The 26,425-nt window shown below is 61.0% G+C and carries 21 protein-coding genes and 4 pseudogenes; 9 read left to right on the forward strand and 16 right to left on the reverse strand.

The window, feature by feature from the left end:
* Window positions 1-849: 849 nt before the first annotated feature.
* Window positions 850-1,833 carry an acyl-CoA thioesterase domain-containing protein gene (locus J7I86_RS15110; protein WP_214821105.1) on the forward strand — a complete coding sequence of 328 codons (984 nt, stop codon included), beginning with the start codon at window positions 850-852 and terminating at the stop codon, window positions 1,831-1,833.
* Between the two features lie 448 nt (window positions 1,834-2,281).
* Here J7I86_RS15110 and J7I86_RS15115 read toward each other — a convergent pair whose 3' ends face one another.
* From J7I86_RS15115 to J7I86_RS15135, 5 genes are all read right to left on the reverse strand, one after another.
* Window positions 2,282-3,064, reverse strand: a complete 783-nt coding sequence (locus tag J7I86_RS15115; protein ID WP_214821107.1) for a TetR/AcrR family transcriptional regulator — start codon at window positions 3,062-3,064, stop codon at window positions 2,282-2,284.
* Between the two features lie 1,692 nt (window positions 3,065-4,756).
* Window positions 4,757-6,037: an ATP-binding cassette domain-containing protein gene (locus J7I86_RS23150; RefSeq protein ID WP_214821109.1), complete on the reverse strand. Its 1,281-nt coding sequence runs from the start codon at window positions 6,035-6,037 to the stop codon at window positions 4,757-4,759.
* Entirely contained in the window at window positions 6,034-7,992 is a 1,959-nt protein-coding gene (locus tag J7I86_RS15125; RefSeq protein ID WP_214821111.1) for a dipeptide/oligopeptide/nickel ABC transporter permease/ATP-binding protein, read from the reverse strand. Before J7I86_RS15125 ends, J7I86_RS23150 begins: the two co-directional genes overlap by 4 nt.
* Entirely contained in the window at window positions 7,989-8,930 is a 942-nt protein-coding gene (locus J7I86_RS15130) for an ABC transporter permease (protein WP_214821113.1), read from the reverse strand. The genes J7I86_RS15125 and J7I86_RS15130 overlap by 4 nt, the downstream gene beginning before the upstream one ends.
* A 111-nt stretch (window positions 8,931-9,041) precedes the next feature.
* Window positions 9,042-10,547 carry an ABC transporter substrate-binding protein gene (locus J7I86_RS15135; protein ID WP_214821114.1) on the reverse strand — a complete coding sequence of 502 codons (1,506 nt, stop codon included), beginning with the start codon at window positions 10,545-10,547 and terminating at the stop codon, window positions 9,042-9,044.
* Between the two features lie 412 nt (window positions 10,548-10,959).
* Between J7I86_RS15135 and J7I86_RS15140 the strand changes: the two are divergent.
* The 4 genes and pseudogenes from J7I86_RS15140 to J7I86_RS22915 form a co-directional block, all read left to right on the forward strand.
* A pseudogene (locus J7I86_RS15140) lies at window positions 10,960-11,212 on the forward strand (IS3 family transposase); the annotation flags it as partial.
* 22 nt (window positions 11,213-11,234) lie between these two features.
* Window positions 11,235-11,459, forward strand: coding sequence for a citrate/2-methylcitrate synthase (locus tag J7I86_RS15145; RefSeq protein WP_214821116.1), 225 nt, complete (start codon window positions 11,235-11,237; stop codon window positions 11,457-11,459).
* Window positions 11,460-11,703: 244 nt separating this feature from the next.
* Window positions 11,704-11,859, forward strand: a pseudogene (locus tag J7I86_RS23325) (helix-turn-helix domain-containing protein); the annotation flags it as partial.
* Between the two features lie 117 nt (window positions 11,860-11,976).
* Window positions 11,977-12,462 (forward strand): IclR family transcriptional regulator, encoded by a 486-nt coding sequence (locus J7I86_RS22915; RefSeq protein WP_286179842.1) that lies wholly within the window; start codon window positions 11,977-11,979, stop codon window positions 12,460-12,462.
* Between the two features lie 694 nt (window positions 12,463-13,156).
* Here the strand turns inward: J7I86_RS22915 and J7I86_RS15155 are convergent.
* From J7I86_RS15155 to J7I86_RS15185, 7 genes are all read right to left on the reverse strand, one after another.
* On the reverse strand, window positions 13,157-14,278 hold the full coding sequence (locus J7I86_RS15155) for a glycerate kinase (RefSeq protein ID WP_214821120.1): 1,122 nt from the start codon (window positions 14,276-14,278) through the stop codon (window positions 13,157-13,159).
* A 313-nt stretch (window positions 14,279-14,591) separates the two neighbouring features.
* Window positions 14,592-15,737 carry an acyl-CoA dehydrogenase family protein gene (locus tag J7I86_RS15160; protein ID WP_214821122.1) on the reverse strand — a complete coding sequence of 382 codons (1,146 nt, stop codon included), beginning with the start codon at window positions 15,735-15,737 and terminating at the stop codon, window positions 14,592-14,594.
* A complete protein-coding gene (locus tag J7I86_RS15165) occupies window positions 15,734-16,807 on the reverse strand; it encodes an acyl-CoA dehydrogenase family protein (protein WP_214821124.1) in 1,074 nt (357 codons plus the stop codon). Before J7I86_RS15165 ends, J7I86_RS15160 begins: the two co-directional genes overlap by 4 nt.
* 119 nt (window positions 16,808-16,926) lie before the next feature.
* Window positions 16,927-17,703 (reverse strand): nitroreductase, encoded by a 777-nt coding sequence (locus tag J7I86_RS15170; protein ID WP_214821126.1) that lies wholly within the window; start codon window positions 17,701-17,703, stop codon window positions 16,927-16,929.
* A 104-nt stretch (window positions 17,704-17,807) separates the two neighbouring features.
* On the reverse strand, window positions 17,808-18,605 hold the full coding sequence (locus J7I86_RS15175) for an enoyl-CoA hydratase/isomerase family protein (RefSeq protein ID WP_214821129.1): 798 nt from the start codon (window positions 18,603-18,605) through the stop codon (window positions 17,808-17,810).
* A gap of 91 nt (window positions 18,606-18,696) precedes the next feature.
* Entirely contained in the window at window positions 18,697-19,833 is a 1,137-nt protein-coding gene (locus tag J7I86_RS15180; RefSeq protein ID WP_214821131.1) for a thiolase family protein, read from the reverse strand.
* A complete protein-coding gene (locus tag J7I86_RS15185; RefSeq protein WP_214821133.1) occupies window positions 19,833-20,033 on the reverse strand; it encodes a hypothetical protein in 201 nt (66 codons plus the stop codon). The genes J7I86_RS15180 and J7I86_RS15185 overlap by 1 nt, the downstream gene beginning before the upstream one ends.
* A 759-nt stretch (window positions 20,034-20,792) precedes the next feature.
* Here J7I86_RS15185 and J7I86_RS15190 point away from each other — a divergent pair.
* On the forward strand, window positions 20,793-22,139 hold the full coding sequence (locus J7I86_RS15190; RefSeq protein WP_214821135.1) for an MFS transporter: 1,347 nt from the start codon (window positions 20,793-20,795) through the stop codon (window positions 22,137-22,139).
* A gap of 707 nt (window positions 22,140-22,846) precedes the next feature.
* Here the strand turns inward: J7I86_RS15190 and J7I86_RS15195 are convergent.
* The gene (locus J7I86_RS15195; protein WP_214821137.1) at window positions 22,847-23,302 is read right to left on the reverse strand and encodes a hypothetical protein; all 456 of its coding nucleotides are present in this window, start codon (window positions 23,300-23,302) and stop codon (window positions 22,847-22,849) included.
* A gap of 8 nt (window positions 23,303-23,310) precedes the next feature.
* Here J7I86_RS15195 and J7I86_RS15200 point away from each other — a divergent pair.
* A pseudogene (locus J7I86_RS15200) lies at window positions 23,311-23,600 on the forward strand (ATP-binding protein); the annotation flags it as partial.
* A 230-nt stretch (window positions 23,601-23,830) separates the two neighbouring features.
* Here the strand turns inward: J7I86_RS15200 and J7I86_RS15205 are convergent.
* Window positions 23,831-24,205: an MOSC domain-containing protein gene (locus J7I86_RS15205; protein ID WP_214821139.1), complete on the reverse strand. Its 375-nt coding sequence runs from the start codon at window positions 24,203-24,205 to the stop codon at window positions 23,831-23,833.
* A gap of 17 nt (window positions 24,206-24,222) precedes the next feature.
* Window positions 24,223-24,396, reverse strand: a complete 174-nt coding sequence (locus J7I86_RS23330) for an MOSC N-terminal beta barrel domain-containing protein (protein ID WP_214821141.1) — start codon at window positions 24,394-24,396, stop codon at window positions 24,223-24,225.
* A gap of 71 nt (window positions 24,397-24,467) precedes the next feature.
* Between J7I86_RS23330 and J7I86_RS15215 the strand changes: the two genes are divergently transcribed.
* Complete coding sequence (locus J7I86_RS15215; protein WP_214821143.1) at window positions 24,468-24,956, forward strand: hypothetical protein; 489 nt, start codon at window positions 24,468-24,470, stop codon at window positions 24,954-24,956.
* 126 nt (window positions 24,957-25,082) lie between these two features.
* On the opposite strand, the pseudogene J7I86_RS15220 reads toward J7I86_RS15215, so the two are convergent.
* A pseudogene (locus J7I86_RS15220) lies at window positions 25,083-25,577 on the reverse strand (transposase); the annotation flags it as partial.
* Window positions 25,578-26,225: 648 nt separating this feature from the next.
* Between J7I86_RS15220 and J7I86_RS15225 the strand changes: the two are divergent.
* A partial coding sequence (locus tag J7I86_RS15225; protein WP_214821144.1) for a hypothetical protein occupies window positions 26,226-26,425 on the forward strand: 200 nt, incomplete at its 3' end.

The following is a 26,425-nucleotide window of genomic DNA, read 5'->3' on the forward strand; positions in this document are numbered from 1 at the left end:
GAAGGTGGTCATCAGGGGGTAGCGGAATCCAAGCGGATGGATTAGGCAGGTCCGGGCTCCGAGTGCGTGATTTCGTCCACCGGCGGGAAAGCTCGGCACTACTGGATTCAGCGGCTCAACAACGACATTGGAGTGGTCGTCGCCAGAGCTGGCCCCAACCTCGTCAAGGTTCACGGCGTCAGAGCGGATTATTCAAGGCAGCACTTCTAAGCGTCGGCGTTAGGCCGATCGAATCGGCATCGAGGCAGCGGTCGCCAGACTCTGCTTGGTGGCGCGACAGCAGCAGAAGTGGGCACACCACGGCATGAAGCAGGGTTTGAGGTTGCCTGCCCACCCGGTGGCCCCTCGTTACGCTGGATAAGGTCGCCACTGCCGCCAGAGTGAGCAAGCCAGGACTCGTGTGCCACTTCCCCACCCGCTACGCCCTTACGGTTGGACCCGTGGAAATCTCGGCCCTTCTGCTCATATCAAGGATGACAATTGGCGGACTGAAGTCCCCTGCAGCGAAGCTAACTGACCGATACGCCGCATACATCAAGACGCTGCTGAGGGTGCAAATGCATGATCCGAATGTTCGTTGTGGGCCCAGCTAGCGTACGCGCCGGGCAATGCGGGCCCATTCAACATCTTCAAACAGTGACGGGCCTTCGCAACGCGGTACGACCAACTCGCACTCACCTACCTTGGCGGAGCCGTTCACCGGGCAGTCAGCATCTGGCTGACAACTTTAGGAGACGCGCCCCGGTACTTCAACGCCATGTAGGCCTTGATGCGAGCCCTCGGTGGCAGGTTCACGTCCAATTTACAAAGTTGATTCAGGCCTCGTGGAGATTGCGATATGTTCGTAGAATGGCACCTTCAACTTCAGGCAGTGGGCAGTCCTCACCGGCCGCCGACACTATCACCGCGGCCTCCCGCGGTTCCCGGGCGCCAACCTCGGGGCGAGTAGAGCGGCTTTTGCGAACCCAACTGCGTGGCGCGCTGGACGGGACAATCCCGGAGTGCACTGGCTCCATAGTCACCGGCCCCTGGTGCCTGGACCAAGACGGGCGCGCAACGGGATTGTCGGCCGCTGCGCTACTCGACCAAACTCTGGCAACCTCTATCCGCGCTGCGGCCCCGGAGCTTTCTACGATGGTCACGACGGAACTCCAACTGAACTTCCTGGTGCCGCCACCTTCTGACGGCACCGTGCTCGAGGCGTGGACCAGAAGCGGCTTCGTTGATACCAGGGGAGGCGTGGCCTTTGGCGCCCTTCGTGGGCCGGACGCAAGGGAGTACGTGCATGCCGTTGGATGGTTCCAAGCGGTTCACTCCGCCCCGACTGGAGCCCTCGACTATTTCCATCGCATGGGCGCGTTGCCTCTAGGACCCACATCCGACGTCAGCCTGGACAAGTTGCTAGGGCTTCGTAGTCTGGCGTCGAAGGCTGCGGACGGGGGCCCAGCAGACAGCGACGGATTCGTCAAAGGGCCGGACCTACCCATGATCGACGAGTTCTTGAATCGCAACGGGACCGTTCATGGAGGGGTGATTACCATGATGGCGGGACTTGCTGCCAAGGCGGCCATGCCCGATTCTGATTCTTTCGATCTCCAATCCTTGCGGTTGGTGTTCCTCCGCCCGGCCACGGGTCCGATTACTTCTCGGGCGAGAATCCGCCATCCCGGCCGCTCCTTGCGCATCGTGGACGTGGAACTGTTCAGCGGCCACACAACTCCAGGCAACCCGACATCGCATGCACCAGGCGCTGAGTCAAGGGAGGAGAATGACCAGCCCACCAAAAGCAAGCCGATTGCACAAGCCCAAGCGATTCTCCGCCCGGCGCACTGACCGGCCCGTAGTCAAGGTCGAACAACGCGTAGTTGCTCCAGGGGCCGGCGGTAGTTGACGCCGTCGCCCTTGAGTCGGACAACTTTGGCGACCAGTTCGGGAACTCACGGGTCTGGCAGGGTCATTTGCTTTTGGCATCATGCCCACCGGTTATCTCTTGAATCAGAGGTCCCGATCGGAAGTACTTTCTTGAGCGGCAGAATGTAGATTTCCTTGGACAGCATGGCCCTGACGACCAGACCCCAAGGCGTCAGCACCTATGGCATGACTGCCTCGGCAATCTCCGTTTCGGCGAGCGACTCGGGTTCGGCATGCTCAACGGCGAGCTCAAAGGAATTCACGTGCGACAGCCGAGATCACGCCGACGCGCATCGGTCCCCGGCAACTGGACGTCGGAGGTCCATTGGGGAACAAGGTTACCGCCGTTTGTTGGAGCATCTCTCAGATGTCATCGTTGATTGTTTGCTTCTTCGTTCAGGTCGTGGCTGATCGGTGCTGCGAACATGTGTTCGACTAATCGCACTACCTGATCCCTGATTCCGCGTATGTCTTCCACCGGGCCCTGCAGTAGACGCTGTAATGCCAGGCCCCGCATAGCGCCAACGACGAACTCAGCCCCGAGCGCGGGATCGATATCGCTGCGCACCTCGCCCCGGGTAATTCCCACCCGTAGGTTGTCTTCCAGCCATGCAAACATCTCCCGGTTGTATTCGGCGACGACTCCGGCCGTTTCCGAGTTCTCCAGTAAGGACTCCGCCAGCAGAAGCAGCAGTGTGCGGGTGTTTGTCCACTTCGGATCACTGCGCCCAAGGTAGACGCGGACATAGCCCAGTACCGCCTGCAGCCCCTCGGGTGACGTCGGCGCGGCCCGCATCTCGTCGGCGAACGAGCGATTGATATGCAAGGTCAAAGCCCGCAAAAGCGCACCCTTACTACCGAAGTGATGACCAGCCTGTCCCCGGCTGTAACCGGCCGCCTGGCCGACATCCGCCAAGGTCATTCCCACCCAACCCTTGCGCGAAAGCAACGTAAGGGCGGCGGCCAGAAGCCGCCCCTCCGCTTCCTCACGCCGCTCCTGCTGCGTGCGACGCCGAGGCGCCGTGGACTGCTCAACCCCGACCGCTGGACCCCCACTCTGCCGAGTCCTTCCCTCCAACACGGCCTTGTCATGACCGGCCGCACTGCGTGAAAGCCACCCGGCAGCTTCCTGCGTGTCCCGCGTACTACCCATGCTCTTACTCCTTGAAAAACAAGCTAGCGCAAAACCTACTGGCCAACACTCGGAAACTTGTAATTGGATTCTCAATCAAAGATTGAATCTAGCAGGTTGATGAAGACGATGCGGGGCTGCAAATCGGGTCGCGAGAGTCAGTAACGGCAGCCTGAAACAGCCGGATCGGGCACTCTACAGAAGAGCATCAAGGGCTAACAGCCAACCTGATCAGCTGGTGGGCGTATCCGCATCCAGGAGGCGGCTGCTTCCGGGTCCCGCGTTCATGATGATGGGTTCCGGCCACATTTGAGGCTCGCAACACGGGATACTCTTCATCATGGTCTGCGCAACCCTCTTCTCGTCGAGCCACGCTTCTTCGCTGCCTGAGCAGTTTCCGACGCCTCGCGTTCCAGCGCTCTTCGGCTTTCCGTCCTTTTCCTCAAGGAAACAAGCAGGAAGCCTCTTAGCGGCTCATTGCCCAACGTATAAACCAAGGAAGAGGCTCAATACCTCGTTGATACCCAGGACTCCAACAACCTCCTCGATCCAGCCGAAATGCCTCTCACCCAAGAAGTTCCTTCAGATTCCGAGGGAGGCCGGCGCTTCTAACCGATCCGAAGCCCTCCCGGCCACCTAGCCGGCCGGGCACAAGCCACCTAGCCGGCCGGGCACAAGAGGTCGCATTCGAGAACGACTCCATCTCCAGCCGCACCGACCTCAATCCCAACACCAACCGGGTTGAGGACACGGGCTCCAAAAGGCATCAACGCCGTGGCGCGCCCTTCCGAAGGGAACCCGCAGGAACTTTCGAGAAACAGGTCGAGGACATTAGGGCTTGGATACAAAAGCCCAAGAATCGGTAGCAACGCGGTGGCGGGGGCGTCAGCGTAGCGGAGTCAGGGCCCGCTGGACCAGCCAGCACGAGACATCAAACGAGGACGCAACCTCAGTGGCAGCCCTTCCGTATCCGGTGACGGCGGCCACCAGGGCGTCGCGGAGCCGGCGGGTTGACCGTTTACGGCGAGGGATGTGGGCGGTCTCCACCGTGCATGTCCGCCGCGGGCACGGTACTCATGACTCCTAGCTCCTGACGGAGAAATCATTCATCGTGATGGGGCTACGAGCCCTCCAGCCTTCAAGGCACGGAACCCTTTTCACCACGAAGAGCCGGGAAAGATGGTTGGCCGATGATTCTTTGCAAAAGAAGCCCCCACAGGATTAGGGCCGGCGCAGCACAGGTGCTGGGGGCAACCCACCGAGCCGCGGTCGTGACCGGCACATGGACCGGTTTATCCGCGCGACGCAGCGGCCACTTTTCATCGACCATGCACGTGCCAGACGGAGCCTCCCTTTCGGCGTCAGGATCGCGTTAGCCTGGAACATTGAAGAGCTCCTTGTGAAGCGGAGCCTGGACAGGCCCCACTCCACTCGGAGGTCTTCTTTTTGTCACCCAACCACGCCGCAGATACCAAACATGCGAAGACAATGCAACGAGCCTCATAACTGTCGGAACTCCCAGTCCGCGACCACAACTCCGGACTTGTTGTTCGGCCTGTGCGGGCGACCAGGGCCGGCTACGGCCCCTCTCCCGAAGGTCGTACACACCGCCCCGAGGGAGGACACCGGCGCTCATCCCTGCGGGAACGTCGAACTCTACAATCACGGACAGCTGGGCGGTCACTCACGAGATCACGACGACAATTTAGTCGTTCATGCTTGGCTTTCGATCGTGTGTTCTCCGGCCCTGGCTCCGTTGGGATGAGGGCTCGGCTCGAGCGGCTCGTCGAATGAACCGACGAGCTCGAGTGCGCGTGCTCGATCGCCTGTTTCGATTGCAACCGCCAGATCTCTGATTAGACCGTATAGCATGCCGGACTGACCACGGGAGAACAGTGCACTGCACTTTCTCGCTCGCGCCTCTTGGACGAAAGTTAACATGGCTGCCGGGGTCATGGCCTCCGCGGTCCGGGGCGCCAGCTCGAGAACAGCCGCCCTTAGCGCGGTGACGCCGTCGACGTCGGCGACTCCCGCCAGGCCCCGGGAAAGCGGAAGCGCCAACGCCCGAGACTGAGGAACAAGTTGGGCGAAAACCTCGGTCACAGCTTGATGTTCAAGTGTTCGGAGCACCTCGTCAGCCAGCTTGCTGCGGTCACCGGTCGCATCCGCAGCAAGCAGTGTCATTGCCCGACGGGTTGATCGTCGATCGCGTTGCAACTCAGCATCGGCACTCAGCGACGCCGAAATGAGTCGGCGCGTGTATGGCTGAGAAGGCTCGTCGGTGACTCCCGCGGCGTCGCCCTGCTCGATGAGTTTGCCATGTTCGAGTACAGCGATGCGCGTGCTCATGTGTCGCACGACAGAAAGGTCGTGCGTGATGAACAGGTAGGCCACTCCACGCTCGCGTTGTAGTTCCAGGAGCAGGTTAAGGATCTGAGCTTGCACCGACAGGTCGAGTGCGGAGACCGACTCGTCACAGACGACGAGCCTCGGCTCGGGGAGGAGCGCTCGCGCGATCGAAATGCGCTGTCGCTGTCCACCAGAGAATTGAGCGGGGAACTTCGACAGCGCCGTGCTATCCAGACCGACACGTTCCAGCATGGCGAGGACCCGCGCCCGAGTCTCCCTCCGCGACATCGGCGGCGAATTCGCCAACGTCTCACCCATGCTCTGTTCGATCGTTCGATGCGGGTTGAACGAGGTGTACGGATCCTGGAAGACGGCCTGGATCTGGGTGCTCAGCTTGCGACGCGCCGCGCCGGTGAGACCAGCGATGTCGTTACCGTCGAAACCGATTCGACCTCGCTCGGGCCTTACGAGCCCGAGCACCGTGTTTCCCAGAGTCGACTTGCCCGAACCGGATTCCCCGACCAGTCCGAGGGTTTCTCCCTCATTAAGGCTGACACTGACTCCCTCGAGAGCCACCTTGTCTTTCCGGCGACCTCGTCCGCGGTACATCACCGTCAGGTCTCGAACTTCTAGCAACGAGCTCATGTTCTCACCAATTCGTCCACGTCGGTACGGATACATCGTGCAGCGGAGCTTTCCTCGAGGGTAACCATTGGAATAGGCCCTGTGCGACAGGCATCCTCCGCCAGCTCACACCGGCTGGCGAACCGGCACCCGTGCGGCCAGTAACCCGGCGCCGGGACGGTGCCAGCGATGACCGGCAGGAGTTGACGTGGAGCAATACCGACTGACGATGACTGCAACAGTGCCCGAGTGTAAGGGTGCGCAGGATGGGCGATGATCGACTGCACGTCCGCGCTCTCGACGACCTGCCCGGCGTACATCACGAGCGCGCGATCACAAGCCTCTGCCACGACTCCCCAGTCGTGGGTGACCAGGATGAGCGCCATCCCAGTTTGCTCGCGCAGGTCTCGGAGCAGGTCGAGAATCTCACACTGGACCGAGACGTCAAGAGCAGTTGTGGGCTCATCGGCGATAAGGAGTTCTGGTTCGCCGGCTAGCGCCCGCGCGATGGCGATGCGTTGCGCCATACCACCCGAGAGTTCGTGCGGATATTTCTTGGCCACCGCCTCCGGCTCAGGGAGCCGCACACGGGCCATGAGCTCCCTGGCTATCTGGCGTGCCTGGCCCTTGCCGACACCCCGGTGCAACCTGACCGCCTCTTCCAGCTGATGGCCGACCGTGAATGCCGGATTCAAGCTGGAGATCGGCTCCTGCGAAATGAACCCGATTCCCGTTCCCCGGTAGGCGTTCATCTCGCGCTCGCTGAGCGAGGTCAATTCCGTGCCTTTGAACGAGATCGAGGCGGCTGTCACGTGGGCGCCCATGGGAAGCACACGAAGCACTCCCGAGATGGTCACCGATTTTCCACAACCGGACTCGCCGACGATCGCGACTGCCTCTCCCGGCGCCACATGGAAGCTGACGTCGTCGACGATCGTGACTTCGCTCGAACCCCGCGGCAATCCGACCGTCATGCCCTTCACGCTCAAAATCGGTTCCTGCCCCTGGGGTGCTGCCCCTCCGCCTGCCGGAGACTCGGCTTGGGAGACCTTCACAGCGAGCGCGCGCCAGCTGAAAGCTTTCGACGAACCGCTCGACCGGCCCATATAGGCATCACGGATGCCGTTTCCAAGAAGCGTGAGGCTCAGTGTGACGACTGCGATGATGCCACCGGTTGGTACGAGCATCCATGCACTGATAGGCATCACGTTCTGGGCGTCTGTCACCAGGTTTCCCCAGCTCGGGGCGGGAGGCGCAACACCGAGTCCGAGGAAGCCAATGCCTGCTTCTGCGATGCACGCCACAGCGGCCACGATACTGATCTGCGTCAGCGCCGGCCCGGTCACGCCCGCGAGGATGTGGCGGCGCATGATCTGGAAACTCGTCAGTCCGGCCACCCGCGCGCTGGCGACGTAGAGCTCCTCACGAACGGCGATCGTGGCTGAATACACCACTCGGGCCAGTGTAGGAGCCATGATCACGCCCAGTGTGATCATGGCCGCGGCTTCGTTGTTTCCGTAAATGCCGAGAATGACCAGCAGCATCACCAAACCCGGTACAGCGAGCAGCAGGTCGCACAGTCGCATGGCGACCGTTTCGACCCACCCGCCGAGTGTGCCCGCGGTCAGACCGAGGAACAGTCCGATGACGGCACACACCGCCACTGCCTGGACGATTCCCAGCAGGGTGACCTGGCCACCGTGGAGCATCCTCGAGAGGATGTCACGGCCGAGCTGGTCAGTTCCGAGCAGGTGGCTCGCGCTTGGCCCTGCGGCCGTGTTCTGCAAATCCTGCTCGAGAGGCTCGTAAGGCGAAACCCACTGGGCGAATACGCAGGCCAAGACGATCACGAGCAGAACGAGGCTGCATGCGACGACGATCGGTTGTCTGACGAGACGCGGGAGGAAACCGGCCCCGCGTTCGGCCGCCCGACGAGACTGTTCTTTTATTGCTGCACCTTCAATGACTGCGCTCATCGCGCCCTCGCCTTCGCGTTTAGGTATCCTGAAGCGATGTCGGTCAAGAGGAATACCACCACGACCATAGCCGTGTAGAAGACCGCCAGACCCTGGATGACTTGCAGGTCGTGCTTGGTTGTGGCGCTTACCATCAGAGTGCCGAGACCGGGCATGCCGAAGATCTGCTCCATGAGGATGGTGCCGCCGAGCAGGCTAACGAACACCAGGCTGACCATGGTCAGCACAGGCGCGGCGGCATTCTTAGCGACGTGTTTGAATACGATCCGCTTCCACGGGTAGCCGTTCGCCCGGAGACTGCGGACGTAGTCACTGCGCATCGCGGACAACATCTCGGCCCGTGTCACGACCGCGACCAACGCGATTTCCGACACGCCGAGGACGAGCACTGGGAGAATCAGCGATTGGATCCATCCCGATGGGGAATCAGCGAAGGGCACGTATCCGGAGACGGGCAACCAGGCGAGGTTGACGCCGAACACGAGAACGGCGATCAATGCGAGCCAGAAGCTGGGGAGGCCTCGACCGAGGACGGCGAGCACCTCCGCCAACCGTCCAGTGATGCCGCCGCGAATGGCAGCGATCGCGCCGGACGTCACTCCGAGGATGATGACGAGGAGCAAGGCCCCCACGGCCAGTGACATCGTCACCGGGATTCGAGATGCGATGGTATCGGCCACTGGCACACCAGAGACGACTGACAGACCCAAGTCGCCGGTGACCGCGTGGCCCAGCCAATCAACGTATTGCACGAGTACTGGCCGGTCGGCGCCGAGCTTCTCGTTGAGCGCAGCCACAGACTCCGCGGAAGCAGTAGGGCCGAGGATGGCCTGCCCGACGCTCCCGCCCGCGAGCGAACTAAGGACGAAGACGATGAATGAGATCACTCCCATCAGCGGAACCGCCACAATCAATCGTCGTATGACGACACTTAGCATGATCTCTCCTTGAGTATCACATCAGGCGAGAGCTCTTCGACGCGAGTCGAGGTGCTCTAGGCTGAAGTGGCGCCGCGGCCCCCGGTGACGGGAGCCGCAGCGACATAGCAACTACTTCTTCGCAGCCCAGGCCGAGATGGCGAATTGACCCATGGGATCGCGCTTTCCGACGTCGATGCCCTTGGAGTAGATGAATTGGGGAACCGCCACGATCGGGATGTACCAGGCCTTGGCCGTCATCGTGTCGTTGAACTGTTTCGCGTTCGCCTCGAAGGTATCTTTTGTGGAGGCGTTCAGCGCGTCGTAGGCCTTATCGATATCCGGATCGGTCGAAGCGAATGGACTCCATACGGCAGCGTAAGGCAGCTTGTACAGCCGGTACGCATCGTTCGGGAGCGTGTTGTACATCCCGTACGAAACAGCGCCGGCGGAGTACTTCTTAGCCGCGAAGTCCGTGAAGAAGGACGAGTTCGGGAGCGACTTCAGGTCGAGCTTGATGCCGATCTTGCCGAGTTGCGCCACTGCGGCGTTCACTGCGACGGTCGCGTCGGGGTCGTCGCTGTTCACTTCGAGAGTCATCGAGAAACCGTCGGGATGACCGGCGTCGGCCAACAGCTTCTTAGCCTGGTCCACGTCGTAGGTGTACTTCGAGGGCAGGTTATCGTCGTGGCCGGGGAACCCGGCGCCGGTGAACTGGTCCTGGGTTGTGACCGCGGTTCCGACTGCCTTGGCGATCGAGTCGCGATCCAAGGCCAGTGCCATGGCCCGCCGCACCCGCACATCGCCGAGTGCGGGGGTGAGCTCGCCTGCCCTGTCCCAGAGCATAATGGTGGTTGCTTGCACTCGCCCTACGGTGCTGTCGAAACCCTTCGACTTTGCCTGATCGGCCAGCTGGGCGCCACCGGTCATATTTACTTGGATCTGTCCGGAGGCCAGCGCGTTCATCGCCGTGTTCTGGTCTGTCATCACACGCAGAATGATTTTTTTGTAGTTCTGGCGCGATTTGTCATAGTAAAGCGGGTTCGGCGTGTACGTGTAGTGGTCGCCGTTCTGGCTTTGCGCTGCGTCGTAGACGTAGGGTCCCGCGCCGAACGTCGCGGTCTTCAGCTTGTCGGGGTTGGCGAGCCCAGCAGCGCTGATGATCATGCCGTTGTTGCAGTTGCCGCTGTCCGACAGGATCGACTCCATACCTGTGAACGGCGCGGGCGACGTAATCGCGATGGAGTCCGTATCGACCGCGGCGATTTTCCACGGCTTGATGTAGCCGTCATTGATCCCGGGCACAGATTCGTAGTAGTTCAGCGTGTTGAGCACCGAATCACGCGTGACGTCTGTTCCGTCGGCGAACTTGACCCCGCTGCGGATCTTCATCGTGAAGACCGTGTTGTCGCTCGAGTACTGCCATGACGCAGCAATGCCGGGCTCGTAGTCGCCGTCCTTCGTGATTCGAATTAGCGGTTCGTACGCCAGCTGGAACATCGGGCTCGAACATTGCTGGGTGAGCTCAAAGCTCGTGGGCGAATCGATAGGGAGTGCGACGGTAAGTGTGTCGGACGCCGACCCTGACGAGGAGCCGCCGCTGCTGCACGCGGTGAGGGCCGCCACTCCAAGTGTCACGGCGATCAAGCCCGCTGCGAGCCGTCTACCGCGGCGCTTTCCTATCGTCCGATCTTGCTTTAGGACTTGCATGATACCTTCTCTGCTGTCATCCGTGGTCGCGCGCATTCACGCTCAACCATTCGGTCCAAACCATCTCTTGACGGTCATCATTTAGTTCAGGGCTTGCGCTGTGTAACGTTCACGACTCTCGGCACTCCGGTGTGCAAAGTGGATCTTTCCGACGTCCACCCCCGCGGGGACTTGACGATCTGCGCGAAAGCAAAGAATTCAGCTAACCTTCGTCGTGAAGGAGGCGCTATCACTGAGGTGTGAGTCATGTCTCATGATCGTCTTGGACGCTCCTCTTTGAACATTGGAAAGTTTCCGAACGGAGCGTCGAGCCATAAGAGTCACCACGATGCCGAGTCGCACCGACGACCCGGCATTCGGGTTCGGTTTGTCGCCGACGAACTCCTTCAGCAGGGCATCGCCGCGGGCAGAACGGGGTCCAACGCTTATGCCGGGACCATGGCATCTGGTCGGTGTTCTCCAAGAAACGCGGCCTGAACCCTGGACCCTAGCCGCCGGTCCACTATGACCTGGTGGAACGGGACTTCACCGCAGCTGCTCCTAACGAGCTGTGGTTGATGGACATCACCGAACATCCCACGGCCGAGGACAAGTACAAATGGACTGGAGCAAGCCATGGCTGAAGCCCGAGCCATCAAGCCAAACCTCCACTATCCGGCCGCCCCCTCCGCCGTCATGGCCTCCGACTCCTCAGCGTTCACACCCCTCGTTGTGGCATGCCGCATCACCGGCTGGACCGCTCACTTCCTCAAACAAGCCGCTTCTCCTTCTGACATCCAATCCACAGATCAGCACCTAGCTGCCGTGGGGCTCCGGAGGATCATCCGGATCCTTCCCTAGACGCAACTGCTCTCAGCGCCTCACGGCTCACTACCAGCCGACAGATCCATTGATCCTTCGACAACTTAAAGTCAACAAAACGATTAACGCCCGCAACCTGTTAAACTCCACGTGGGCGCGCTCCTGAGACACAAGCTAAATTGGGAGAAGGGGTCGGCTGACCCAAGGGAATCACGTTTCTTGCAGTTGACAACAGTAAACAGTCCGAGGGCGCATAGCCCTTCGTGGCAGCGAGGGGATCGGAATGGACGGCGCAGGTGTAAGAAGCGTATTGACGGCGCTTCGGGTCTTGGAGCGACTCGCTGAGCCCGGGGTGGCGGCGGGCGTCTCAGAAATGGCCAGAGATCTAGATCTCCCGAAGTCGTCCGTGCAACGGATGCTCCGCACTCTGCAGGAGGGTGGTTGGGCGTCCGAAGTCCGCGATCAAGCGGTTCGCTGGACTTTGACTCCCAAGATGTTCCAGTTGGGCCAACGCCATCACGCGGGTAACGATCTCCGCGCGGTCGCGCTTCCAGTCATGCAGCAGCTCTGGGAGGAGACTCGAGAGACCGTCCACCTTGCAACCGTGAAAGGAGATTCGGTTTTTGTCCTGGAGTCCCTCGAGAGCCCTCAAGGAGTGCGAGCCCACATCGGCCTCGGCATGTTGCTACCAATTCTGGTCTCTGCCAATGGCCGTGCTCTGATCTCAACATGGTCAGATGACCAGATTCATGAACTTGTCGCTCGTGGATTGACTGCCTATAATTCGCACACGATCACTGACGCAAACGCGCTTCTGGCTGTCATCGACCAAGCTCGCAAGACGGGTTACGCAGTGAACGAACAGCAGTGGCGAGAAGGCGTCCATGCCGTTGCAGCGCCTATCGTGGTCGCCGGAGTGGGTGTCGCAGGAATTGGCATTTCTACGCCGGTTCATCGGGTCTCGGCCGAACTAGAAGAGAAATACGGGGCACTGGTGGTCGGGGCCGCACGCGCCATTGCCCACGGCCTGGGAGAAGGCTGATGAGCGTTCCCTGCTTGTCTGGTGTGGCCGTCGATACCGGCGGCCTTCAGCGCGTGTGATCCCGTCGCAGATCGAGGCCGCAAATCACTCCCCCATGAAGATCCTTGGCCCTCACGTACGCGGCTATTCGACAAACCCGGGGGCAGCGGGCAGAGAAGTACTCGAGCTGGGCACGCATCGGCGCCTCAAGGGCGAACCGGAGCGCTGGCGCGAGATCGAGCAAGACGCGATCGGTGCCCCCCAAAGGGTGTCATGAGCGATGGATACTGGCTGATTCACTCCGTGCAGCGCCCGCGAGATCCCTATGAGACGCTCACACCGGTGTTCGAGATACCGCAGCATCAGTGATCTCAATGCTCGACACCGACATGAGCTGTGGCATGCCGAGGAACCTGGCGATCATCGACGGCGGAACGCCCTCTGTGCCGTCCGTCGATAATTTGCCGGCAGAGACCGGACGAAACCCATGCGTTTGATTGCTAGTGCCAGCACCTCGGCAGTCACACCCAGGCCGGCACCAATGAGCGCCTCGTCGGTGATCTGCACCGCTGAGGACCACCCAATCGCGAGCCTTTTGCGGATCGTCGTTGCTGACGCCTCGGGTCAGGGTATGTGGTGGCAGCGGAGGTGGGGTCCTCACTGCCCGCGATGTTCAACTGGGTATTCTGATCCGCGCTGTGCCGGAGCGGTCCTGTCAGGTCGGCAGGGACGCCGCTTCGGAGAGCAGTGCTCCGGCGCGGCACAACCAGTGCGCGGGTTCGGCCATCGACTGTTCCAGCCCGCCGGCTATGTCGGTCAGCGAGATCGCGTGTGCAAAGTCCGAGGAGTCAGCATCCAGCGCGATCTGTCCCGCCACGACGGCCGCCGCCACCCCGGCCGAACGAGCGATCGCGGCGACCGCACTGGGCACTTTCCCCGCCAAGGACTGCGAGTCGAACTGACCTTCTCCCGTTACCACCAGGTCGGCGTCGGCGACCGCTTGTCGCAGCCGGATGAGCCCCGCGATCGCCTTGGCACCGGGTGCGAGCCGCGCACCCCACAGGCGCAGCGCATAGCCGGTGCCGCCGGCGGCACCGGAACCGGGTTCGCCGGGATCGCCGCCGAGCAGGTCCGAGAAGTGTCGCAGCCCCTCGTCGGCACGCTGTACGCCGTCGGCATCCATCCCCTTCTGCGGTCCGAACACGGCGGCAGCACCCGTAGGCCCGAGCAGTGGATTGGTCACGTCGGTGATCACCGAAGCTCCGTCGGCGGGCAACGGCCGCAAGACCGTGAGGTCGGCCGCGGCGACCGCTGCCAGCCCGCGCGCGCCCGAAGTCACCGGCGAGCCGGTGGCATCCGTGAACGTCGCGCCCAACGCCCGCAGCATCCCAAGACCCCCGTCGGTCGAGGCACTCGACCCGATACCGAGCACCAGCCGCGAGACGCCGTGGTCGAGGGCGGCCGCGATGGCCTGGCCGAATCCGGTGGTGTCGGCGTCTTCGGGCAACCGCTGTCTGCCTAAAAGTTCGATCCCCGAGGTGTTCGCGAGCTCGACCACGCCCACCCCTCCGGGATCGCGGTCGGTCGCGGGCAGCAGCAACCACTCCGCCGTGCGCGGCAGGCCGTCCGGCCCACGCACCTCGACGGGCATCCGCCGGGCGGCTGGCTCCGCCAGAGCGAAGCAGGCAACCGTGCCCTCTCCGCCGTCGGCCATCGGCCGCAGCACGATCTCCGCAAACGGATCGTGCAGCCGCCAGCCCCTTGCGAGCGCCTGCGCGACCGCGGGCGCATCCAGAGTGCCCTTGAAGCTGTCAGGAGCGAAGACGATGCGGCTCATTGGAGAGGTGAGGTGGTCGCACCGGCGTAAACAGTCACGACGTCGATTCTGTTCACGTCAGTCATCCGTGTATGTGAAAGCTGCCGTAGTGAAGCTCGGCTCGGCCGTGTTCGCCGGGACCCTCCCCACACAGGTAGTGCAGCAGTACCGGCCCGTCGGTCGGACAGTCCAGTTGACCAGCCGCCGTCGGCGCGTCGTTCGCGCTCACTCGAACCCACCTCAGCGCGACCAAGGTTCATACGCGTCGACTGCCGACCTTTTGCGCGCTTGGTCATCAGCGTCCTCGCCCGAACCGCCCCATTCACCACAATGCTCATCGCAATCCCAGACCCCTCGCGACAATGCTTCGCAGCACTTCTTTCGTACCGCCGCGGATCGTGGCCGAAGGAGAGTTGAGTATCACATGTGCCAACATTGCCTGGTAAGCGTCCGCGGCGCCCGGGTCAGGCTCTGTCTGCAAGGCTAACCGAAGGACGTCGGGAATCTCTTGTTCGAAGCAGGTGCCCAAATCTTTCACCAGCGCCGCATGGAGCGCAGGATCTTTCCCGTCGGCGATCATCGACGCCACCGACCTCGACATCCGACGCAGCGTAACGAGATGGGACACCATTCGCCCGATTACTCTCGTACCTTCAGCTGAGGGATACTGCTTCAAGATCCTGACGAACTCCTCCAACGCGCGAAGATGCGAAAGGAATCGCTCCGGACCGCTTCGTTCGAAAGCCAACTCACTGGTGACTTGATTCCAGCCATCTCCCTCGGTCCCGATGATCGCGTCGTCGGGAAGGAAAACATCCTGAAAGTGCACCTCGTTGAAGTGTTTGCCCCCGGCGATGTCGGTGATTGGCCGACACACGATACCGGGCGTATTCATATCGACCAAGAACTGGCTCAGGCCCTCGTGCCGCGTCTCGCCCGCCGGCGCGGTGCGGCAGAACAAGATCATGTAGTGGCTGCGGTGGGCATTCGTCGTCCAGATTTTCGTTCCATTCACAAGCCAACCTCCGTCGACCCGGTTGGCACGGGTTCGAACCGACGCAAGGTCCGATCCGGAATCTGGCTCACTCATCCCGATACAGAAGTACGCCTTGCCTGCGGCTATGAGGGGAAGGATTTCCTGGCGCTGGCGCTCGCTGCCATACCGCAACAGCAGAAAACCGCTTTGCCTGTCTGCTACCGAATGCGCGGTAATCGGCGCGCGTGCCGCGAGCAATTCCTCGAGTACGACATAGCGCTCGACGAGGCCGTACCCACCTCCGCCATACTCCATGGGAAAGCCCATGCCGATCCACCCACGTGCGCCGAGCGCCTCGCTGAATTGAGGATCGTAGCCACCGAAGGCAGTGGCCGCGTCACGATCGACGGGCCACTCGAAACCGTCAAGAAATTCTCGCACCTCCGCTCGTAGCCGTTCGCCCGTTTCAGACAGCCGAGGTGATGGGAAGGTCAGAGCGTTCATTTCGACTCTCCTACAGTGATGCCAGCACCCAGAGGCGCCAGGGTGCGCCACAAGGTGGTCTCGAGTTCTTCGCCGAGGATCTGTCGTCCTAGTTCGTCAGCCCAAAAGGCTTCATTGCCGAACTCGTCGCGCCAGGACCAGAGTTGTTTGGTGAACAGTTGCAAATTGAGTTCTTCGGTGAAACCGATTGCCCCGAACACCTGGTGCGCGATCGCGGCGCCCGCTCCGGCAGCTTCCCCGGTACGGATCTTCGCGCTAAGCGCCGCCACGCTGTGGAAGAGCGACTCGTCGTCACTGACAAGCCATTCATCGATGGCCTCACTACCGGCTTCCGTGGCTGCCCGCGCGGCTGCTGCCTGCGTTGCGAGAACAGAAACGTTCTGTTGAATGGCTTGGAACTTGCCAATCGGCCGGCCAAACTGCACTCGCATGTTTGCGTATTCCACAGACAAAGTCAGGGTCCGTTCAAGAGCACCCGCCATCAGTGCACTGCGGGCGATAGCAGCGATCACCAGAAGCGATCTGGGCTCGAAAGGCGCAGGCACCACCTCGGCAGGTATGACGCCTTCGAGCCGGATATCGTCGCGCGGATCCCCCGCCAGATTGCGACCAGATGTAACGGAGACACCCGGAGCCAGGCGGTCCACTACGACAAGCTGAGGCGAAGGGCTGTCGCTCATGAACACGACATGCGTAGACGTACTACCCCACGGGACACGTCTGAGAGTTCCCTCTACGCGCCAGACATCTCCTGAGCGACTCAGGTGGACCGGTGCATCCGCCGAAGCAAAGGCGATCGTAGGCTGATCCGTCTCTTGTGCGCCTGCCAGATCAATCAGCCAATGGCCGATCATCGTCTCAGCGAGCGGCACAGCAGCGGCATTATTGCCTGCGATCTCCAAGAGTTCGCAAGCAATCGCCCAGTTCACACCGATGCCACCCTTAGTCTCGGGCACCAAAGCCTTATCCACACCGGTAGTTTGCAGAGAGCCCCATAAATCAGACGGTTCATCGGCGAAGATCTCCGCCAGAGCTTGATGAAGCATCTCGCGCGTTTCATCGTCCATCATTCATTCCTTCTTTCTGGTCGCTGCGGGAAGTGCCGGGCACGTGTGCCCCATTCGTTGCACTACCGTCTCCTGGTCTGAGCTCACGTGGTTGCCGACGCATTTGTCGCGCCCGAGGGCGGTCACGGTCGCTCGCCGAACTGATGACCAGTGACGATCCGCTCCCCCGACGACTCAACCCACCGAGTAAAGACCTCCAATGGCTCTCTCGGAGTCTGGAGAGTGTTGACAATCATTTGCTGATCCGCGTAACCAAGTGCCATGCCGCAGACCAGGGTTTCGTCCGGTCCGGCGTCCAAGAAGGGAAGGATGACCTTGCCATAGTAATTCCATGCAGCCTGCGGGCATGTGTGCAATCCGTGTGCTCTCGCCAGAAGCATGATGTTCTGCATGAACATGCCGTAGTCAAGGAATGAGCCGCGCCCCATAACTCGGTCCATTGTGAACATTAGTCCTACTGGCGCGTCGAAAAAGTGGTAGTTGCGCTGTCGCTGCACGCGCATTTTCTCTTTTTCCCCCCGCGCAATCCCAAGCAGGCCGTACAGGCTCCACCCATTCTGTCGCTTTCGGTCGATATACGGCGACACCCACTCGCTGGGGTAGAAATCGGGGTCATCACGGTAGGCAGCCACGAGATTCGGATCGTCGCTGACAGCATCATCCGCTGCCAACACCTCGGCCACAAGGTCATCGCGCGGCTGCCCCTGCAATACATAAACCTTCCACGGCTGTGTGTTCGTCCCAGATGCAGACCTACTGGCGACGCGCAGAATGTCCTCAACGACCTCGCGATCGATCGGACGATTGCGGTCGAACGCCCGACACGCGAATCGCGTCTCGATAGCGGCCAGGACACTGTCAGGGTCGTCGATCTGTGCTGCAACTCTGGATGCGGACAACGGCTACTCCTCGGATTGAATGGGCTGATGTGGCGTTTGTATATCGTCCGGTCGGGCGGTGAATCGGTGCCCGACGAGAGAATTCCGCGGCCTGGGCACCGTCCTTACCTGCCCTCAAACTGGGGAACTCGCTTCTCCCGGAAGGCGGACAGTCCCTCGACGCGGTCGAAGGAATAGCTGTGCGCAGCGGACAGGGCACGCTCGTAGCGCAGACCAGTCGACACAGGGTGGTCGAGTGAGTCGTTCAGCGCTTGCTTCATGCGTGCGAGCACCAGCGGACTCTTCGAAGAAATCGTGTCGGCGAGGCGCTCAACCGAGCCCACGAGTTCGTCATCTGCGACGACCTCGTTCACCAGACCGTACGCCACCCACTCACGCGCCGTCTGCGTCTGCCCGGTGAACATCAAGTACTTGGCATTGTTCAGTCCGATTTTCCGGGGAAGTCGAACGGTGACTCCGGCACCGGGGAACATCGCGAAGTTCGAGTGGGAATCACCAATAACTGCCGACTCCGCTGCCACCACGATGTCGCAGGAGAGAACGAGTTCCAGACCGCCAGCTACGGCGATGCCGTTGATTGCCGCGATCACCGGGGTGCCGCTCGCCTCGATGAAGCTGGTGAGCTCACCGATCTTCTTGACGAACCTCGCACCCTCTTCGGGAGTCCGTTTGCCACTGTCCTTCAGGTCGGCGCCAGCGCAAAATCCGCGTCCGCTGCCGGTGAGCACCATCGCCCGCACCTCTGGATCGCGATCGCCCTCTTCAACAGCAGCGACGAGAGCATCCAGCATGGTAGCCGTTATGGCATTCAGTGCCTTCGGCCGGTTGAGGGTCAGCCACAACACCGATCCTCGTCGCTCTGTCAGGAGCTCATCCGTTGTGTCATTCGTTTCCGTGGTCATCGACAATCCTTCCTCGTTCACCGAACGAGTACTTGTTCGGTGATTATGTTGCAAAAACAATCGCTTTCTTACAAATGCTTGTTGGCGAAGCTCATCGTTGCAGGATATGCACGACGCACACGGGGCCGATCCCGACCATGTGCGCCAGCCCGACCCTTGCGTCCGGCTGTTGCCTGTCTCCTGCTTCTCCGCGAAGTTGCCTCGTGATCTCGGCTATCTGCCCCAGGCCCGTCGGGCCGAGGGGATGTCCCATGGCGAGCAGGCCGCCAGAGGGGCTGACAGCGTGTCGGCCGCCGATGTCGAACGACCCTTTGGCGAGTTCGGCAGCCCCCTGCCCTGGAGGGCACAGTCCCATTGCCTCGACGAACAACAACTCTTCGATCGCGAACGCATCGTGCACCTCGACGACATCCAGATCCGACGGATCGCCGCCCCATTCCTCGTAGGCCGCCTGGGTCGCGGCCTGGGTCAACGCGACGTCGGCGTTTGCGCCGTCGAACGCCTGATCGCTTACTGTCGAAGATGCTGCAACGCGGACCGAACGGCGCTGATCGACTTTGAAGCGGTCCATCGCCTCATCGGACATGACGATCACGGCCGCTGCCCCCTCACCTATGGGGGTGATCTGCAAACTGTTGAGCGATCCTGCAACATAGGGAGGACGGACAACCTCCTCGAGCGTCCGCCTCTTTCTGCGCTGTGCATATGGGTTGAGAGCGCCATTGTTATGGTTCTTGACAGCAACGAGACCGATCTGTTCCTTGGTGTATCCCGCCTCTGCCAGGTAACGCTCAGTGAGCAGCGCGTAGCGTGCAAACGGGACATCCTGAACCGGGGAGATCGGAGTGATCCCGGTATCCGGAGCAGCGATCCTTCCGATGGGCTTGTCGACTCCGATGGCGATAGCCACATCGGCCAAACCACTCGCCACTTCTGCGACGGCCTGCCGGAATGCCGTGGAGCCTGTAGCCGAGGCGTTCTCGACCTGAGAAACTCGAAGCCCCGTCATTCCGAGGTACCGGAGCATGGGAACCCCAGCCGCCATGCCTAGTCTGGCGGTGCCGACGAACGCGGCTTCGACGGCCGGCCACGTAATCCCAGCGTCGACGAGCGCTTCTCTAACGGCCTGCAGGCCCAGTTCGATGTACGACGTTTCGGTCGGGTACTGGTACGGGTGCAGACCGATGCCGACAACATGCACTGGACGAAGATCAGTAATCAGAACCATCAGCGTTCTCCCAACGTGAAGACGACATAGGAATCGCGCAACCGGTCGCCGCCTTGGCCGACGACCGTCGCGCCGGGATGCCATTCAACTTCGTCATCCAGGAACGCATGAATCGTCGGACCGTCGGCAAGGCTGATCTCCCCCATAGCGAATGGAACCGGCCACTTGGCGTGCCGATGAACCTCGGCAAAGCTGCGCAAGACCCCGCGGGCCTCGAACCTCGTCTCACGGATCTCATCGCCAGGCGCTCCGCACCGCTCGCACCCGAAGCGCTGACGGGGAACGCCCCGCTGGCCGCACTTGTGGCAAATCCACCCAATAAGCTGGATCCCTTGCTCAGAGTCCACCCACAGAGGCCCTGCCTCCTCACTCGGGATATCCTTCGAAACCATCCTGTGCCTCGTTCCAAATGTCTGCTGTGTCGCCCTGTGTATCCAGCCCGACCTCTGTGTCGACTGACTTGTGCCTTCACGCCAGGTCAGCACCCGACTCGCCCACTGACGCATTCACGTTGCAACCTATCCCCCTAAGCGCTAGCGCTTATCGCTATCGGGCACCCTCGGCCCAATGCGCTCGAAGTTCGTTGCTGCACCGGGGAAGGGTCGGAATGTTGTGCCATCTGGTGAAACGCAATGCCGTCTGACGGTACATACATCATCCCCGGGAGTTTGTCGTCTTGTCAACAGAAGCGCGAAAGTGTTCCGGGCGGGCCTTCGCGCCCATGAGGCCCCAGATTGGGAATTTTTTGGCCGACGCCCCCAGCGGCTCGACCCGCGATTTATCTACACACCTGAACCGAGCCGGACAGCAACGGCCCTTCAGGAGTGCTTGACACGGACTCATTGTGATGACCATCATGGACCCTGTTCTGGTTTTGGCCCACTGTGCCATCAGGCGGAACGGTGGCTCTTCCAACGTCGGAAGGGCCACCGACCTTACCAACGACGGAAGGCAAATTTATGGACGTTACTGATAGTCAACCTGCGCGGCCGGTTTCCCAGAAGCGCGTCGGCGCGGCCATCGTCATGGGCACCGCGCTCGAGTACTTCGACTTCTTTCTCTACTCCGCGATGGCTGCACTTGTCATTGGTCCTACATTCTTTCCGTCTTCAAATTCCGTCGCCAGCACGATCGCGTCGCTGGCAACGTTCGGCGTCGGATACCTCGCACGACCCTTCGCCGGTTTGATATTCGGGATCATTGGAGACAAGTTTGGTAGAAAGACGGTTCTTTCCTGGAGCTTGATCCTGATGGGTGTTTCAAGCGGGCTCATGGGTTTGATTCCTTCCTACGCAACGATCGGCATAGCCGCTCCGATCTTGCTTGTCTTGCTTCGGATCGTGCAGGGAGTTGGCGCCGGCGCAGAGTTCAGTTCCGCTATTGCGGTGTCTTATGAGTTCGCGGCACCCAACAAGCGGGGCAGACTAGGATCCCTGCCGACGCTCGGTGTCAATCTTGGGGTCTTCGCTGCTTCGTTGGTGGTCGCTGGACTGGCATTGATCGGGAATGACTTTTTCTACTCGTGGGGCTGGCGCATCCCGTTCGTTCTCAGCTTTGCATTGGCCGGCGTGGGATACCTCATTCGACTAAAACTTCCCGAGAGCCCGGAGTTCTTGGAATTGCGGCCTGATCAGACGCGTCGTACGTGGTTCCGTGTGCTGGCTGATCTTTTCCGGTCGGACTGGAGGGGCGTGCTCATCGTGTTTATCGTCTACGGGGGGTACGCCCTTGTAGCCACGCTATGGAAAACCTTCGCGCTCTCCTACTTGACAGAGTTCCAGGGCATCGGACCATCTGTCAGCACCTTCGGGGTCACACTGGCAAGCCTCTTCGCTATCTTTTGGACACCAATATGCGGAAGGCTATGCGACGCAGTTCCCATCCGAGGGGTTCTCGCCGTCGGCGGCCTGTTGGTGATTGCTTACTCCGTCCCCTTCTTCTGGCTGCTCGATACCAAGACACCAATTTGGATCTGGGTGGCCCTGATCCTGGGAACGGGCTTCCTGGCCCCTCTGCTGTCTGTCGCTACGAGTCCCTTCATGGCGCGCCAGTTCGCTACGAATACTCGCGTCACAGGTATCGGCGTCGGCAAGGAATCCAGCGGTGCCCTGGCCGCAGGCCTCGGACCGGTGATCGCGATCGCACTCGTCGGCTCATCGGCCTCGTCAAGCACCCTGGGTGTATCGATGATCTTCGCGTTAGGGGGCGCCCTATTCGTGATTGCAGCATGGCGGGGAAGGTCGGTAGCCCCATCCGTGAGTCTGAGCGACAGTGAAACCCCTGCACGGACGGGTACTGGAAACTGATCCTCATTGAGTTCGGACCGGTTGAGAGGGCGAAGATTGCTGTCGCGCGAACGACCGGTCCGGTGGCGGGTATCCGCGGCGGTGGTGACCGCTGTGAATGCTCGAAGCCGACTTGCACGCCGGCTAAGAGTAGGGCATCGACAAGTTCAGGTAAAGAACGGGCGCAAGGATGCATTTGCGAAACGCTCGCCCTGCCCGAACTGCTGCGCGTCGGTGGTCCGGAAGAGTCTCGTGGTCGCCGTGATCGATTCCGACGGCGGCACCGGGCCGCCGGCCGCAGTCCGGGAGTACTGGCAGGAAGTTAACCTGAAGTTACGTCTTTCTTGCCGCGTGAAATCCCTGCTTTGGCGGGGATTTCACTGTTTCCGGTGGTTGTTTGTCTGGCTACTTGCCTCCGATAGTGATCGGGAGAGGCCAGCCTAGGAGTTCGAAGGACTTCGCCCGGCTCCGGCGGCGGAGGTGATTTTGCCACGTCCCCGCCGGTGGCGGTGCCCGGTTGGCCACGCGTGCGGGGACTGTTCCTGCGCAAGGGTATGGTTGGCGGCAGGGCGGGGTTGCGGCAGACGATGAGGTCGTTCACCAAGTCAGCCGGGGTGGGACAATTCGGCCAGGTCCGTGTCGTCGAACAGCACGATCTGCAGCGGTCCGTCGGCGGCGTCCAAGGCCTTGATCGCCGGGGCGCAGCACGGTCACTCAGCCCAGACTGCCTAGTTCTTTGAGCTGTTTGATCCTGATGTTGGTGACCATCTCACGGTCCCCGACCTGACCATCCCGCCGAGCCGGTACCGGCACTTGAAGTCCGCTGCCAGGTCCTCGAAGACTCTGGGGTCGGCGGTGTGGCCGGGGACAACGCGAACGGAGACCGGCCGGCCGCCGGTGATTATTCGGTGTTCGATCTGCTCGACCCCTTCTTCCCGTCGCGGGAGTGGCCGCAGCCCGCCAGCGGCACTATGCCTGGTCACCCAGGTCGAGAACAGATCGAACAATCTGAGCCGGGCCGGATTCGCCTCTTCCGACAGGTGACCGGCGGCGAGCCAGTCCATCGCGGCGATGACCTCGACCGCGATGGCGTCGGCGACGCCGAGGTCCCCGTCCAGGGTGGTATTCGACGACCCGCGGGTGGTCGCCAGCTTCGAAACGGGATGGCAGACTCGGGCGATCACCAGGGCTAACCAGTGCCCGCTACGGCAGGGTCGATCCGCTCAGCACCGATGAACGCGGATATATGGAACTGAACCCCTGTTGCGCTGTACTGCTCTTTCAAGTCCTCACGGAACGAGAAGAGAAAACTCCATCGCGATCGCATCGAACCAATCCTTCTCGGGGTGGACCAAAACATTCACAGAACCACGGCTGTGTGCGGCAATCCTCGACCGGTTAACCTTCAACGGCACCATCATCGAGACCGGCACGGACTCGTACCGCCTCGCGCACACTATTGCCCAAAAGGGCGCCGGCTAGCCACCTGATGGTGGGAACGATCACAATGAATCGCCGTCTTGGCCCCTGCGCAGATTTTTCACGGATTACAGACGGCTTCTTGAGTTTGTTGGCCCCTCGGGGTGGCGAAAGGTGACTCTGTCTCCGATGCGAATCATCCCCGCGCGGATGGTGTGCGCTCGCAGGCCGAACTCTGTGTTGTGGTGGGTGCCGAGAAGCTTGAGCGCCTTCGGTTCCCCGGTAACTGCGCGCTAATCCTGGTCGATCATCAAGCAGCGGGGCATGCCTTGGCCAAGTCGAATTAGGACCTCGCTTCCGACGGTAAGTTCTGTACGAGCCCAGTTATCCTCGCGGAACACCGGATCCGTGCCTGTGTCGATGATGAAGTTTGCCCGGAATCGGCGCTCGTCCACAGCTCGGCCTGAGAGCCGGGCAAGAGCAGCTAACGAGGAGGTTGTCACGATGTGGAGGGGCGTCTCATCGCGGTGTTGGATCGTCGTTTCGGGTCGCAATTCGAGTTGCCGACCAAAGACAGCTGAGAGTGCTCTGGAGGCTACAGGATCATCGGTGCGGTACTGGCGACCGTTGGGGTCCGCAAGTATTGGGCCGTCGTGTTCCTCTCCCATGCTTGAGGACCATTGCATCAGCCAGGCACGGGCCGAAACCGCCGGGTACGTTTTCCGCTGGCGATGCCTCCGTCTTCGGTATAGATGGCCCACTTGCGATCATGCTCAAGCCCGCCTTCGGTCACGTTAGCGTAGCTGAGCGTCTGCCCCGAGGTGGACTTGACGGGATAGCGGTACAAAGCGCGAATCACCTCCGAGCGTCTCCTCGAGTTTCATACCAAAATCCTTCTTCCCGACCCTAAAGGGCAGTGTCGGAGGTACCTTGCCCCTTGATTCTTCTCGGACACTAGGGAGATCCGGTGCGTACCCGTTCCACGACTTTCTGCACATCGGCGTCGCTGTTGTCGTGGAGGAGAAGAACGTTTGGTCTGCCGGCCAGTTCCATGAAGGCGTCCCGAAGTACGCCGATGAATTCGGGTCGGTCCTCCCTCCCGAAAAGCTGATCACGGTGTTTTCGGACGTTCTGAGTGGTCCGTCCCTGAAGTCGCGCCTGAACCACCTCGGCTCCAGGAGCGAGCAGGATGGCCGGCGCGGGGGTAGGTATAGCGTCCACGACCTATCGGCGGAGTTTGTGCTCGTTCTGGGATATCCACCCACCACGCTGGTAGGCCGTTATGTAGGCTTCATTATCCAACGCTCCGCGGCTGGCGAGGACGCACTTTCCGGGCTCCAGGTCAACGTGGAGGTAAGCCGTGAAGATGCGGTGGTAGAACCTGACGAGGCTCCGCTCCCAATCGGCCAGTCCGGGTAAAGAATCGAACTGACTGAGAAGGTCAATCTCGTTCCCGGGTTCTTTGAATGCGGGCGATTCAAGGAGACGTCCGATGAGGCTTGTCTTGCCGCCACCATGATGCTCCTACAGCTGTCAAACGGGGGTTGGGTGCTTCACCGCGACGGCGCGCAGGGCCCCACGCAGGCGCGCTTCCTCGAAGCCCATGTCGGGTTTCTTCTTGCGGGAAGCGGACCGGTTCTGGCCGAGAACCTGGCAGGCGAAGCGTCCGGACGCCCCGAACTTCTCCGCCCCCATGCGCACGGCACGGCGGCGTGGTTCGGGGCTCAGAATTTTCCCCGCGCGACCTCGTTGAGGATGTCGATGGCCTGTTCCTTCTCCGCCAGCAGGCGCTTGAGGCGGGTGTTTTCCTTCTCCGGCTCCTCGGTCCTTTTGGACGCCTCGGCGTTTCTTCTCGGATCCGTACTGGTTCAGCCACCGGTACCAGGTCGCCTCGGTGACCTGGAGCTCCTTGATGACCTGGACCATCGGGCGGCCGTCATTGAGCAATTTCTGGCCCTGGCGGACCTTAGCGATGACCTGCTCGGGGTGTGTCTGCGTGTCACGATTCGCGAATTTCCTCCTGTGTCCATTCTCGGACACGAAACTCACACAAACATTGGACTTCTATCTGGGGCCTCAACCACCATCGCTCCCATGACAACGTCGCTTACCGATGGTGACGTGAGCCACGTCTCGGATTCGACGAAACACTGGAATAGCCCCAAGTCCTTCTGCATCGATTGGGTAAACCACCACTACCCGAAGCTTCTCACTGGGGGAAAAGTAAACTTAGGCTGCTGACGTGAAGGTCTGAGAGGCCAGTTACTCTACGGCCGTCCAATACGTAGGACGTTAGGGGCCACCTGAGGAGGCGCACATTGAGGATCCAGTGAGGGGCGCTTGGGTTGACGCGCACGGCGCCCCGAAGCAGCCGTCGGAGTCCCTGGTGTCAGGGGTCTCAGCCCCTGTCACAGTTGACCTGCCAAGTCTTCATCATCAGAAGCTCCTAATCTCCCGGCAAAGGTCGAGTCCCCGACGAGTTGGAGCACGGCGCCCCGAAGCGCAGCTCGGTATTTCACTAGGCCTACGGTCGCTGTTTCTGGATGTTGCCTACCCGTCCAAAGGGTAGGAATTGCTGGATCCGGGATACGTCTGTGAAAACAGTGGGCAAGGCGATCAATACACCTTTGATGGTTGCACTTAAGACAGCTATGAGATCACGACGCTATGAAACAAAAAGGGTGATTCATGATGAACAATTCGAAGTTAGCCGCGACCGTGCTCGAACTTGTAGGGCTTGACCATTCAGGGATGTCGTCCGAAGCAAACCTTTTGGATGAGAGTCAGATGCCGGGCAGGGACATTGCTGATATCGAGCTATCAGAAAACGACATCGCGTCGGGCTATCAGCTGACATCCGAGTCGTTGCCGCAAGAGGGCGTTCCCGC

The organism is Arthrobacter sp. ISL-95 (genome assembly GCF_018613695.1).
Lineage (GTDB): Bacteria > Actinomycetota > Actinomycetes > Actinomycetales > Micrococcaceae > Arthrobacter.